General features: G+C 72.3%; 5 protein-coding genes and 1 pseudogene. 5 read left to right on the top strand and 1 reads right to left on the bottom strand.

Annotated features, from left to right (window positions below; genetic code table 11):
* Positions 1–138: 138 nt before the first annotated feature.
* From HOO61_RS19660 to HOO61_RS19640, 5 genes and pseudogenes are all read left to right on the top strand, one after another.
* Positions 139–1,461, top strand: coding sequence for an ammonium transporter (locus HOO61_RS19660; protein ID WP_367650152.1), 1,323 nt, complete (start codon positions 139–141; stop codon positions 1,459–1,461).
* Positions 1,458–1,796 (top strand): P-II family nitrogen regulator, encoded by a 339-nt coding sequence (locus tag HOO61_RS19655; protein WP_172259157.1) that lies wholly within the window; start codon positions 1,458–1,460, stop codon positions 1,794–1,796. Before HOO61_RS19660 ends, HOO61_RS19655 begins: the two co-directional genes overlap by 4 nt.
* 78 nt (positions 1,797–1,874) lie before the next feature.
* Positions 1,875–4,109, top strand: a pseudogene (locus HOO61_RS19650) ([protein-PII] uridylyltransferase); the annotation flags it as partial.
* A gap of 142 nt (positions 4,110–4,251) precedes the next feature.
* Complete coding sequence (ffh, locus tag HOO61_RS19645) at positions 4,252–5,850, top strand: signal recognition particle protein (protein ID WP_172259159.1); 1,599 nt, start codon at positions 4,252–4,254, stop codon at positions 5,848–5,850.
* Complete coding sequence (locus HOO61_RS19640) at positions 5,847–6,209, top strand: hypothetical protein (protein WP_172259160.1); 363 nt, start codon at positions 5,847–5,849, stop codon at positions 6,207–6,209. Before ffh ends, HOO61_RS19640 begins: the two co-directional genes overlap by 4 nt.
* 9 nt (positions 6,210–6,218) lie before the next feature.
* Here the strand turns inward: HOO61_RS19640 and HOO61_RS19635 are convergent, their stop codons facing one another.
* On the bottom strand, positions 6,219–13,898 hold the full coding sequence (locus tag HOO61_RS19635; RefSeq protein ID WP_172259161.1) for a DUF4082 domain-containing protein: 7,680 nt from the start codon (positions 13,896–13,898) through the stop codon (positions 6,219–6,221).
* Positions 13,899–13,977 lie beyond the last annotated feature (79 nt).

Raw genomic sequence — 13,977 nt, 5'->3', positions numbered from 1 at the left:
GCATGCAACATCCGTCGCAGCCCGGTGAAACCTCGCCCGCACAGGCTGCGGGTCATCACGTGGGCACCGGCATGACAGCGGCGTCATCGCCCGGTGACCACCCCCGTTTCGCTCGTGCTCGAAATCCCTGGAGGTCCTGTGGACGGCTATTACGCCTTCATGCTGGTGGCGACTGCCTTCGTCCTGATGATGACGGTGCCCGCGCTGGCCCTGTTCTACGGCGGCATGTCGCGGTCGAAGTCCGTGCTCAACATGATGATGATGTCCTACGTGGCGGCTGCCATCGTCGGCATCCTCTACGTCGCCGTCGGCTGGTCGATGGGGTTCGGCGGCGACGGCACCTTCTTCGCGAACCCCTTCGAGCTCCTCTGGCTCGACGGCGTCACCACCGACACCTACATCGGCGTCATGTTCCAGATGACCTTCGCGATCATCACCGCCGCGCTGATCAGCGGCGCCGTCGCCGACCGGCTGAAGTTCTCCGCCTGGGTGGTCTTCGTCCCGCTGTGGTCGCTGATCGTCTACTTCCCGATGGCGCACATGGTCTTCAGCTGCACCGAGGACTCGCTCATCTGCGGTCGCATCGGTGCCCAGGACTACGCCGGTGGCACGGCGGTCCACATCAACGCCGGTGTCGCGGCCCTCGTGCTGGTCCTCCTGCTCGGCAAGCGGATCGGCTGGCCGCGTGAGCAGATGCGCCCGCACAACCTGACCCTCACGATGCTCGGCGCCGGCCTGCTCTGGATGGGTTGGTACGGCTTCAACGTCGGCTCCATCGTCTTCGCCGGCGAGGAGGGCGAGGCGTTCACCGAGCGCTTCATGTCCGAGACCGGCCGCACCTTCGCCAACACCACGCTGGCCACCATGGCGGCCATCATCGGCTGGCTCCTGGTCGAGCGCCTGATCCACAAGAAGGCCACCTCCCTCGGTGCCGCGTCGGGCATCGTCGCCGGCCTGGTCGCGATCACCCCGGCCGCCGGTGCGGTGAACCTCTCCGGCGCGGTGGCGATCGGCCTCGTCGCCGGTGGTGTCTGCGCCTGGGCCGTGGGCCTGAAGTACAAGCTCGGGTACGACGACTCGCTCGACGTGGTCGGCGTGCACCTGGTCGGCGGCGTCGTCGGCACCGTCCTGATCGGTGTGTTCTCCACGGCCGACGGCGCTGGCGGGGTCGACGGGCTCCTCTACGGCGGAGGGTTCGGCTCGCTGGGCGACCAGACCCTCGGTGTCGTGGTGGCCGTCATCTACTCCGGCGTCCTGACCACTGTCATCGCCCTGGGGATCAAGTACACGATGGGCCTGCGCCTCGACGAGGAGGACGAGGTCAACGGCATCGACCTCGTCGCCCACGGCGAGTCGGCGTACGACCTGCACAGCGGCACCAGCGGCGGCGGCAGCAGCGTGCTCGCTGCCTCGACCGCCCCCGCCACCACGACCAGCAAGACGGAAGGAGCCAGCGCATGAAGCTCGTGACCGCGGTGATCAAGCCGCACAAGTGGGAGGACGTCCGCGAGGCGCTCGAGACCTTCGGGGTGGCCGGCATGACGGTCTCCGAGGTCAGCGGCTACGGCCGCCAGAAGGGCCACACCGAGGTCTACCGCGGGGCGGAGTACGACATCGCCCTCGTGCCCAAGATCCGCATCGAGATCGTCGTCGACGACGCCGACGCCGACGACATCGTCGGGATCGTCGTCAAGACCGCGCAGACCGGCCGGATCGGCGACGGCAAGGTCTGGGTCAGCCCGGTCGAGACCGTCGTCCGCGTCCGCACCGGCGAGCAGGACGCGTCGGCACTCTGATGGGCGGGCGTCTCGGGGACCACGCATGAGCACCCCACGTCGTTCCTCTCCTCCGCTTCGCTCCTCCGAGCAACGACGCAGGGACCCCGCATGACCGCAGCAGATCGACACACCAGGGCCACCTCGGCCGACGAGCTCTGCCGGGAGGCGTACGCCGCCTCCGGCGGGCCCGTCACCGGGGTGGCCCTGGTCGCCGTCGGGGGCTACGGTCGGGGCGAGCTCGCCCCGCACTCCGACCTCGACGTCGTCCTCGTCCACGAGGACGGACTGGACCTGGGTGGGCTGGGCGCCACCCTGTGGTACCCGCTGTGGGACTCCGGTCGACGCCTCGACCACTCGGTCCGCTCGATGACCGAGGTGCTCGAGGCGGCGGCCGACCTGCGGGTCGCGCTGGGTCTGCTCGACGCCCGCCACCTCGCCGGCGACCCGGGGCTCAGCCTCCGGCTGCGTACGACGATGCTCGCCGACTGGCGCCGGCAGGCCCGCACCCGACTGCCGGAGCTGAAGGCGATGACCCTCAAGCGCCACGACGTCACCGGGGAGCTCGGGCACGCCTCGGTGCCCGACGTCAAGGAAGCCGAGGGAGGCCTGCGCGACGCCGGCGTGCTGAAGGCGATCGAGGCCAGCTGGCTCGTCGACGCCTCCACCCCGGCGCTCGAGGCGGCGCGGCAGATGCTCCTCGACGTCCGCGACGAGGTGCAGGACCTCGCCGGACGGCCCGCCGACCGCATCGCCCCCGAGATGTGGGGACCGCTGGCAGACCGCCTGGGGCTCGCCGACGCCGAGGCGGCCCAGCGCCACGTCCGCTCGCTCGGGCGGCGCATCGGACACCTGTCCCGCCTGGCGTGGCGGCGCACGGACGCCGTGATGGCCCGACCGACGGGCGAACGCGACCGCCGGACGCCCGCGCTGGAGCGGATCGCTCCCGGCATCGCCCTCTCCCGCGGTGAGGTGGTCCTCGACGCCGGCACCCGGCCCGGCGACGACCCCACCCTGCTGCTCCGCGCCGCGGCGGAGGCCGCGAGCCGCGACGCCGTGCTCGCCCCGACCACCGCCGCCCGCCTCGTGCGCGAAGGTGCTCCGCTGCCCGTGCCGTGGCCGGCGCCCGCCCGTGACGCGCTGGTCCGGCTGCTCGCCAGCGGACCGGGGCTGCTGCCCGTCTGGGAGACCCTCGACGAGGTCGAGGGCATCGAGACGTTCCTGCCCGAGTGGGAGCAGATCCGGCTGCTGCCGCACGCCTCGGCGATCCACCGCTTCACCGTCGACCGGCACGTGGTAGAGACGTGCGCGGAGGCCGGCGCGCTGATCCGCACCGTCCGCCGACCCGACCTGCTCCTGGTCGCGGCGCTGCTGCACGACATCGGTAAGGGCTCGCTCCAGGACCACTCGGTGGCCGGCGAGCCGCTGGCCCGCAAGGTCGTGGCGCGGATGGGCTTCACCGACCTCGACGCCGAGGTGGTCGCCTCCCTCGTGCGGTGGCACCTGCTCCTCGCGGACCTCGCGACCACCCGCGACCCCGACGACCCGGCCACCACGGCCGAGCTGCTCACCCACGTCCCCGACGCGGCCAGCCTCGAGCTCCTGCGCGCCCTCACCGAGGCCGACGCCCGGGCCGCCTCGCCCGCGGCGTGGACGACCTGGCGGGCGACCCTGGTCGACCGGCTCGTCTCCCGGGCCGGTCATGCCCTCGGCGCCGAGATGACCCACGTCGCCCCGGCCGGGTCGCTGACGATCCCCGACGCCGTACGACGTGACCCCGCCGCCGTCTCGGTCACCATCACCCCGCACGAGGTGGGCGCGACCGTCACCGTGGTCGCGGCCGACCGCGTCGGCCTGCTCGCCGACGTCGCCGGCGGCCTGGCGGCGCTGCGGGTGCCGGTGCACGCCGCCCGGGCCTGGGCGCAGGTCGACGCCGACGGCGAGTGGGGCGTCAGCGCGTGGGAGGTGCCCGACGCCTACCTCGACGCCACCGTCGTCCGCGAGCGCATCCGCCGCGTCGTCGAGGGCACCCAGCGCCTCCCCGAGCTGCCCGCGCGACCGGACGGCGAGCTGCCGCCCATCGTGGAGGTCCGCCCGGACGCCTCACGCGCCTCGCTGGTGCTCGAGATCCGCACCTCCGACCGCCCCGGCGTGGTCCACCGCGTGCTCACCACCCTCGCCGGGCTCGGGCTGACCGTGGCCTCGGCCCACGTCTCCACCCTCGGGCCGCAGGCGGTGGACGTGTTCTACGTGCAGGAGGTCGGGGGAGTGCGCCCGACGGAGGAGCGTGCCGCGGCCGCCGCCCACGCCGTACGCACGGCACTCGGGGGCTGAGCCGGGCAGCCGGGCTCGGTGGCCGAGCGGACGGCTGGGCTCGTCGGCTGAGCCCGGACGGGGTGCGGCCGTTAGTCTTGGTCGTCGTAGCAGACTCTGATCCGCCCTGATCCACCACCGATGCGAGGGACAGACCCACACCGTGTTCGCCACACTCTCCGACCGCCTTGCCGACACCTTCAAGAACCTCCGCGGCAAGGGCCGGCTCTCCGAGGCCGACATCGACGCCACTGCGCGCGAGATCCGCATCGCGCTGCTCGAGGCCGACGTCGCGCTGCCGGTGGTGAAGGAGTTCGTCGGTGCGGTGAAGGAGCGGGCCCGCTCGGAGGAGGTCAGCGGGGCCCTCAACCCGGCGCAGCAGATCATCAAGATCGTCCACGAGGAGCTCGTGACGATCCTCGGCGGCGAGACCCGCCGCCTGCGCTACGCGAAGAGCGGACCGACTGTCATCATGCTCGCTGGCCTCCAGGGTGCCGGCAAGACGACGCTCGCGGCCAAGCTCGCGCTGTGGCTCAAGGACCAGGACAAGACGCCGATGCTCGTCGCGGCCGACCTCCAGCGCCCCAACGCCGTCCAGCAGCTGCAGGTCAACGGCGAGCGGGTCGGCGTCCCCGTCTTCGCCCCCGAGCCCGGCAACGCCCAGGGAGTCGAGCACGGCGGGGACCCGGTCGACGTGGCGCGCAGGTCGATCGAAGAGGCGAAGCGCAAGCTCCACGACGTCGTCATCATCGACACCGCCGGTCGCCTCGGCGTCGACGCCGAGCTGATGAAGCAGGCGGCCGACATCCGCGACGCCGTCCAGCCCGACGAGGTGCTCTTCGTCGTCGACGCGATGATCGGCCAGGACGCGGTCACCACCGCGCAGGCGTTCCTCGACGGCGTCGGCTACGACGGTGTGGTGCTCACCAAGCTCGACGGTGACGCCCGCGGTGGTGCCGCGCTGTCGATCCGCTCGATCACCGGCAAGCCGGTCATGTTCGCCTCCAGCGGCGAGAAGATGACCGACTTCGACCTCTTCCACCCCGACCGGATGGCCTCGCGCATCCTCGACATGGGCGACATGCTCACCCTGATCGAGCAGGCGGAGAAGGCCTTCGACTCCGAGCAGTCGCTGAAGGCCGCAGAGAAGCTCGCCACCAAGGGCGGCTTCACGCTGGAGGACTTCCTCCAGCAGATGATGCAGATCCGCAAGCTCGGCTCGATGACCAAGATCATGGGGATGCTGCCCGGCATGGGGCAGTTCCGCGACCAGCTCGAGAACTTCGACGAGCGCGAGATCGACCGCATCCAGGCCATCATCCAGTCGATGACGCCGGCCGAGCGCGACAACCCGAAGATCATCGACGGCTCGCGCCGTGCCCGCATCGCCGCCGGCTCCGGACGTCAGGTCTCCGACGTCAACCAGCTCGTCGACCGCTTCTTCGAGGCGCGCAAGATGATGGAGCAGATGGCCCGTGGCGGCGGTGTGCCCGGGATGCCCGGGATGCCCGGCATGCCGGGGCTCGGCGGCGGCAAGCGGGCCGGCGCCCGCCAGGCCGCGCAGGGCGGCAAGGGCAAGAAGGGCAAGAAGCGCGTCTCGGGCAACCCCGCCAAGGCCGCGCAGCAGAAGGAGCAGCAGAAGGCCGCGTCGGCGGAGAAGTCCGCGAACCCCTTCGGCAACCCCGACGGTGCCGAGGTCGACTACGAGAAGGCCGCCGAGCAGCTCAACCTGCCCAAGGACTTCTCCCAGTTCCTCAAGTGACTTCGACCCTGGTTGTCGACGGCGCCAACGTCGTCGGCTCGGTGCCCGACGGCTGGTGGAAGGACCGCGCGGGTGCGGCGCGGCGGCTGCACGAGCGGCTCCTGGTCGCCGACACGTCGTACGACGAGATCGTGCTGGTGCTGGAGGGGAAGGCCAAGAGCGGCGTCCGGGCCGGCCGGGACGCCCACGTCCGCACCGTGCACGCGGCCCGCGACGGGGATGCCGAGATCCGGGAGCAGGCGCGTCGCGCGGGCGAGGCGGGTGGCCAGGTGGTCGTGGTGACCGCGGACCGGGCGCTCGCGGCCAACGTCGCACCGGCCCAGGTGCTCAGCCCGTCCTGGCTGCTCGACCGGCTCTGACCCCGCTGCTCAGTGGGCTCCGCGCCCGCCGCCGCGGGTGAGTCCGACCCCGCGGACGACGGGCAGGGACGTCGACGTCGCGGACAGGTGCACGGCGTACTGCACGTAGCGACCCTCGAGCCCGACGTCGACCCCGGGCCGCACCAGCCGCCAGTCCGACCACGTGCCGTCCGGGTCCGGGCGGTCGCCGGTCCGGATCCGCACCAGGATCCGGGCACCCGCCGGCTCGGCGGAGTCGAGGGCCAGCCGCGTCCAGGTCGCCTTGCGCCCGGAGTCGACGACCCGCGACGTGTAGGTGCCCGATCCCCGCCCGCTGAGGGTGAGGGAGCCCAGCCCCCGGTCGTCGAGCCGCATCCGGTCGTCGGTCCTGCCGGTGCGGAAGTCCTCCGCCGTGAACATCGCCAGGCCGGGCGCGAGCGACCGGAACCGCGTCGTCCGGGCGCGTGCGGCGTTGCCGGCGCCGTCGCGCGACCCGACCCGCACCGTGTGGGCGCGGCGCGGTGCGAGGTCCGTCACCACCACGACGTGGCGGCGCGTCAGCCGGTCGTCGAGCCCGATGCCGCGCGCGGTGCGGCCCGCCTGGCGGTAGGTCACGCGCGAGGTCGAGGGCTCGTCCGTGCGCCAGGTGATGCGGGCCGTGCCGTCGGTCATCGGCCGTACGCGGACGTCGCTGATCCGGGGGGCACGGAGGTCCGCGCCGGGCGTCGTGAAGGTCGCGGGTGCCGCGCCGCTCGCCGGCCACCGGACGACGTCGCCGTCGGTCCCGCGCGACTGCACCACGTAGTGGTACCGCGTCGCGGGGGCGAGCCCGTCGAGCTCGGCGAGGTGCTCGGTGGTGCTCCCGTTCACGACCACCGCCTCGTCCAGGTCCGTGGGGGAGGTGCCGAGCCGCACCACCGTCGTCCCCGGGTCGGTCGTGGTCCACGTGAGCGAGGTCGTGCCCGTGTCGTCCGTCGTGGCCCTCGTGGCGGTGACCAGGTTGGTGCCGCCCGCCGGGGTGTACGTCGCCTGGTGGGCACCGCCGACGGCGGGGAACACGGCGTACTGCTGGCCCTTGACCGTCATCGTGGTGAACGGCACCGCCGTGCCACTGCGGGTGACGGCGCTGAGGGTGGCGCCCCCCGGACCCGTGGTGGGCAGCATGGCCGTGAGGCCGGTCGCGCCGACGCCGACGCCGATCGTGAACGAGAGCGTGCCTCCGCTCCACGACAACCCGGAGAAGGACGAGGCGTTGCGGCCGTCGGTCCACGTCAGCAGCTGGCGGGCGGCGATCACCGGCACGTTGCGTGCCTGCGCCGACGCCAGCACCTGGGTGTCCTCGAACGTCGAGGCCGCGTCGGTGTGGAGGTTGGCGGTGAACGCGCCGTAGTAGCCCTGGCTGCCGAGCGCGCGGTCGAGCAGGGTGTTCGGGGTGAACGGGTAGCTCTGCCCGGACTCGTCGGTCATGTTCGTGTTGGCCTGGAAGACGTCGATCATCGATCCGTCGGTGTCGGTGAACCGCATCGGCATGCCGGAGCCGTTCATGAAGCCGGGCCGGTCGGCGATCCACGAGCCGGGGTAGTAGTAGTAGTTGGTGTCGAGGCGGATCCCGGAGGCGAGCTCGGCCTTCGGCTGGGACACCCAGTCGCTCCACACGATGCAGTGGAAGCGGCTGGTCGTCGGCGAGGGCAGGGAGGTGTACTTCGCGCGCCACGTCCCGAGCTGGCTGGTGTAGGTGTCCTCCAGGCCCTGGTACGACGTGAAGTTGGTGCAGTTGTTCTGCGGGTGCAGCCCGACCTCGAAGCCCTGCGTCTGGAAGCCGGCCGCCTGCGCGTTCGTCATCGGGGTGCTGGGGTAGATGTACGACGAGAAGCGTGGGCACTCCCACCGCGCCACGGAGCAGCCCGACGGGCTCGCGGCGGCGTAGGTGCTGAACCGACCGGGCGTGCCGCCGCTGCCGTGGTCGTCCCCGGTGGCGACGACCACCGCCTTGTGGGTGCCGGGGAAGTACCAGAACCGGGGCACGGGCAACCGGTCGCGGGCCGTGACGGTCACGAGGTTGGCCAGCAGCCGCTGCTGCTCGTCGGCCTGGGGGATGTGCGCCTTGGCCAGGTCGACCCAGTCGGTGGCGCCGCTGCCGCCGAAGAAGAGGTCGTTCGACCGGTTCGGCGTGGCGCCGTCGCGGTTCTGCCCGGCCCAAGCGAGGTTGCCCTGGCGCGTGGCGATCACCGAGCGAGCGAGGTCGAACGCGAAGGTGGCGACCTGGCCACCATTGCTGCCGACGCTGCGCAACGTCACGGCCGGCAGCCCGGTGCTGGTCGTGGCGTTGGAGTACAGCGTCGCCACGGCGGTGGCGCCGTTGAGGGAGTAGCGGTCGGCGGACCCGTGGAACTGCATGGTCTCGGTGGTGATGCCCGCGCCGGGCTCGGTGGCGGCGTTGACGGCGAGGTAGCCGTCACCGACGGTGCCTGTCTGCGCCGTGATCCCGGCAAGGGCGTGCAGGCGGGTGTCCGGTCGCAGCGCGACGAGGTTGCCCCCGGCGTTCACCCAGCTGGTCAGGGCCGTCACCTGGGCGTCGGTGATCGCGACGTCTCCCAGGACGACGACGGCGTACGGCGCCAGCGCGGCGGCGTCGAGGGCGTTGACCCGGAGGTTGGCGAACTCGTTGAGCCCCTCGGCCCGCAGGATCTCGGTGAGGTACGCCGAGGACGGGTTGCCGTTGCTGGTCACCACGGCGATCGGCCCGCCGGGGCCGTCCGCGATCCCGGGCGGGGGCTCGCCGGCGGTCTGGAAGGACCACGACACCGGTGCCATGGTGTTGCCCGAGGTGTCGCGGGCGCCGCTCACCTCCACGGTGTAGGAGGACGTGTAGGTCAGGTCGGCGGCAGGCGTCAGCGTCATGGTCGAGGTGCCCACGTCGTACGCCGTCGTGGCCGGGACGGTCTGGCCGCCGGAGGTCCGGAGCGCCATCGAGACGCTGGAGCCGGTGACGAGCTCGTTGAAGGTCACGCTGGGCCGGACCCCCACCGGCACGCCGGTCGCGTCTGCGGCGGGGACCCGGGACGACACGGTCGGCGGGGTCGTGTCGTTGGACTGCTCGGAGAACACGACGTCCACCCAGTAGTTCTCGCTGTTGTAGGTCAGGTTCGGGAACGTGCTGGGAGCGCCGGTGTAGCGGTAGAGGCCGTTGCCGCCGTCGGTGCCGTTCTGCAGGGCGGTCAGCGGCCCCCGGGTGGTGGCGGCGTTGGCGAAGTAGCCGCCGTTCACGACGTAGCGGCTGGGCGTGAAGTACGAGGCCACGTAGGTCGTGCCGGCACTGACCGGGATGGGTGCGGCGAAGGTCGCCTGCTGCCAGCCGCTGGCCGACTCGTTCGTGAAGGTCACCTGGCCCAGCCGGGTGCCGGTGGCGGTCCACAGGGAGCCGACGTGCGTACCGGTGCTCTGGCTGGGCTTGTAGTAGCGGATGCCGGTGACGAAGCCGGCCGTGCTCGTCCGGAACCGCACGCCGAGCTCCACCGAGCTGGTGTCGGGGTCGGTGCCCGCGGGGGCCGCGGTCGCGGGCCAGATCGTGCAGGGGCAGCCCGACGTCGTCGCCGCGGTGGTGAAGGACCAGGACACGCCGTCCATCTGGTTGCCGGCCGCGTCGCGTGCCCCGCTGACGGTGGCCGTGTAGGTGGCGCTGGTGCCGAGGGTCGCCGTCGGGTCGAACGTCACGGTTCGGCTCGCCGCGTCGTACGTGGTGGAGCCGGCGACGAGGGTGCCACCGGGGCCCCGCAGCTCGACGACCGGGGTGGCGGCCTGGACCGCCTCGCTGAACGTCGCCGTCACGTTGGTCGCTGTCGCCACACCGGTCGCCCCGGTCGCTGGCGTCCGGGCGGTGACGGTCGGCTTGGTGGTGTCCACGGCCTCGGTGGTGAACGTCCAGGAGACCGGGTCCACCTGGTTCCCGGCGGCGTCGCGCGCGCCGCTGACCGTTGCGGTGTAGGTCGTGCTCGCGGTGAGCGCGGCGGTCGGGTCGAGTCGCGACGTGCGCGTCGCCGCGTCGTACGACGTCGTGCCGGCGACGAGCGAGCCACCCGGGCCGCGGAGCTCGAGCGCCACCGACCCTGCCTGCACCGGCTCGCTGAACGTCGCGGTGACGTCGCTGCCCACGGGGACGCCGGCGGCCCCGGCGTCGGGGCTGCGGCCCGTCACGGTCGGCTTCGTCGTGTCGGGGCCGTCCTCGAAGACGACGTCGACCCAGTAGTTCTCGCTGTTGTAGCTCAGGTCGGGGAAGGCGCCGGCCGTGGCGGTGTAGCGGTAGACGCCGTTCCCGCCGTCGGTGCCGTTCTGCAGTGCCGTGAGGGGGCCTCGGGTCGTCGGGCCGCCGGCGAAGTAGGCGCCGCTGACGGCGTACCGGCTCGGTGTGAAGTACGACGCCACGTAGGTCGTGCCGGCGGTGACCGGGATCGGGTCGGCGAAGGTGGCTTGCTGCCACCCGCTCGCGGACTCGTTGGTGAAGGTCACCTGCCCGAGCCGGGTCCCGGTGCGGGTCCACAGCGAGCCCACGTGGGTGCCGCTGGTCTGGGTTGGCTTCCAGTAGCGGATGCCGGTGACGAACCCGTCGGTGCCGGCGCGGAACTTCACGCCGAGCTCCACGGAGCTGGTGTCGGGGTCGGTGCCTGCCGGCGTCGCGGTCGACGGCCAGATCGTGCACGGGCACCCGGACGTGGCGGCGGTGGTGGTGAAGGACCACGACACCGGGTCCATCTGGTTGCCCGAGGTGTCCCGGGCGCCGCTGAGGTTGACGGTGTAGGTCGTGCTGGCCGCGAGGTTGGCGTTCGGGTCCAGGGCGGCCGTGCGGCTGGCGTCGTCGTACGCCGTGGTGGCAGGCACCAAGGTGTTGCCGGGCCCGCGCAGCTCGAGCGCGATCGTCGATTGCTGCACGGCCTCGCTGAACGTCGCGGTCGGCGAGACCCCCAGCGCCACCCCGGTCGCACCGACGGCGGGGGTGCGTGCGGTGATCGTGGGGCTCGTCGTGTCCGGGGTGTCGGTCGTGAAGGACCACGTCACGGGGTCCATCTGGTTGCCGGCCGGGTCGCGAGCACCGCTGACCGCTGCCGTGTAGGTCGTGGTGGCCGCCAGGGCCGCCTGCGGGTCGAGGGTGGCGGTGCGGGTCGCGGCGTCGTACGACAGCGTGGCCGGCACGACGGCGCCCCCGGGTGCGCGGAGCTCGAACGCGACCGTGGACTGCTGCACCGGCTCGGAGAAGGTCGCGGTGACGTCGGTGCCGAGCGGGACGGCCGTCGCCCCCGGCGCCGGGGTGCGGCCGTTGAGGCCCGGCTTGGCCGTGTCGTTGGCCTCGGTGAAGACGACGTCGACCCAGTAGTTCTCGCTGTTGTAGGTCAGGTTGGGGAACACGCCGGCCGTCGCGGTGTAGCGGTAGACGCCGTTCCCGCCGTCGGTGCCGTTCTGCAGCGCGGTGAGGGGGCCGCGTGTCGTGGGACCGTTCGCGAAGTAGCCGCCGCTCACGGCGTAGCGGCTCGGGGTGAAGTAGGAGGCGACGTACGTCGTCCCGGCCGTCACGGGGACAGGCGTGGCGAACATTGCCTGCTGCCAGCCGCTGGCGGTCTCGTTGGTGAAGGTGACCTGGCCCAGACGGGTGCCGGTGCTGCTCCACAGGGAACCCACGTGGGTGCCGGTGCTCTGGGTCGGCTTGTAGTAGCGGATGCCGGTGACGAGGCCGTCGGTCGAGGCCCGGAACCGGACCCCGAGCTCCACGGAGCTGGTGTCGGGGTCCGTGCCGGCCGGCGTGGCGGTGGCCGGCCAGATCGTGCACGGGCACGCGGCTGGCGGCGAGCCCACGGTGACGCTCGCGGTCGATGCCGTGCCGAGGTTCGCGCTGTCGTCGACGGCACGCGCGCGCAGGGTGAGGCTGCCCGTGGCGGACGGGGTGAACGTGTAGGTCCACGAGGCACGCCCGGTCGCCCGTCGCCACGTGGCCCCGTTGTCGGTCGACACCTCGACGCCGCCGACCCGGCCGCCACCGGTGTCCGTGGCCGTGCCGCTGATGGTGACGGGTGAACCCACGGGGAGCGTCGCGCCCGCCGCCGGGGACGTGATGGCCGTCGTCGGCGCCGTCGTGTCAGTCGATGCCGTGGCGGGGGTGAGGCCGGCGGTCAGCGTGTCCGGCTGGACCCCCATGTCGGCGAGGAGGTTGACCGTGGCCTGCTGGGCGGCCGTGTCGGGAGGGGCGGAGCCGCGGTCGTGGTTGCCGTCGAGCGCCCACGCCCACTGGATCGTGCCCGCGCTGAAGACCAGGGCGCCGCTGGCGGCCCGGTAGGTCGTCATCGCATGGGTGGCCTGCCCCTGGGCGTAGCTGTTTCCCTGGTCCTGGAGCCGTTGGCCGCTGTCGGTCGTCTGGGACACGCGGAACAGGCCCGCCGGTCGGGAGTCGTTGTCGGGGTCCTCGTCCCACTCGTAGCCGATGACGTTGCTGCCGATCGTCGTCGTCGCGTTGTTGCCCAGGCTCGCCACGCGGGTGTTGCGCCAGAACCGCATCTGGCCGTCCGCCTGGCCGACCACCATGTCCACGGCACAGCAGTTGATCGCGAACCACGTCCCGGTGAGCCCGTTCTCGGGGCGGCCCCCGTCCGCGGGCGGGCTGAAGCGCGGGTCGCGCCAGGTCCCGGTCCAGGTGTTGGCGAGCGGGTCGATCTTCGCGTTGGCGTGGGTCTCCTTGTAGGACACGAGGGTGCGGTGCGGGGTCCCGGAGCCGTCGATGCTGTTCTCCCAGCGGGTCTTCCAGAAGACCTCGTTGCCCGAGAAGAAGGCCAGGTGGACGCCCGCGTCGCGGGCCGCCTCGACGTTCGCCCGCTGGGTGCCGGACCAGTACTCGTCGTGCCCGACGCTCAGGAACGCCTCGTGCTCGAGGAGCTCGGCGCCGCGGCGGTCGGTGTCCACGCCAGAGCTGTAGCTGACGTCGTACCCGTTGGCCTCCAGGAAGCGCACCATCGGGTACTCGGCGTTGAAGACCCAGTCCTCGGGCGCGTTGGCGCGGGTCGTGAACGGGCGGTTGTAGCTGACCTTGTACGCGCGTCCCGCGGGGGCACCGGTGTAGAGGCTGTTGCCGCCGTAGGTGTTGTAGGCGTGCCACGTGGTGTCGGAGGTCTGGAAGAGCAGGTCCGAGCCGCCGTCGTCGTCGCGCACCACGAAGAAGACGTGGCTGGAGCCGGCAGTGCCGTCGGTGCGCACCAGCTTGGCGAAGTAGATCCCCGACACGGCGGTCGCCGGCACGGCCCAGGACGCGTTCTGGGTCCAGTTGCCGCAGTCGACGAGGCCGGTCGTGGAGTTGGTGAGGCAGTTGGGCTGGTTGTTCAGCACCGTGGGGGTGACGGTTGCGACCCGACGCGCCCCGGCACCGGCGTAGTAGCCCATCCGGTAGATGTCGAGCCGGTACGACGAGGCGCTGGTGTCGACCTTGAACCCGACCGTCTGACCCTGGTCGACGCTCATGTCGGTCGCGAAGCCCTGGATCGAGGACGAGCCGGCCCCGGTGATGCCCCATTCGCTCTCGGGACTGCCCGGGAGGGTGTTCTCGCAGGCCACCGGGTTGGTCACGGGCGGGTCGCAGGGCGCGGCGGCTGCGGGCGTGGCCGCAGTGACGATGCTGAGGGTCGTGGCCGCCAGCAACAGCGTGAGCAGCACGGCAAGGCGTCGAGGCACGGGCACGGCAACGCTCCTTCTCCCGGCCCACGGACCCCTCGCGCCCCGCGCGTCGACCGCCGCGGACACCGTGTCCTCCATCCTG

The organism is Nocardioides sp. zg-1230 (genome assembly GCF_013155335.1).
Classification (GTDB): domain Bacteria; phylum Actinomycetota; class Actinomycetes; order Propionibacteriales; family Nocardioidaceae; genus Nocardioides.
The sequence above is the reverse complement of the archived record's forward strand: the minus strand, read 5'-3'. Positions and strand labels throughout refer to the sequence as shown.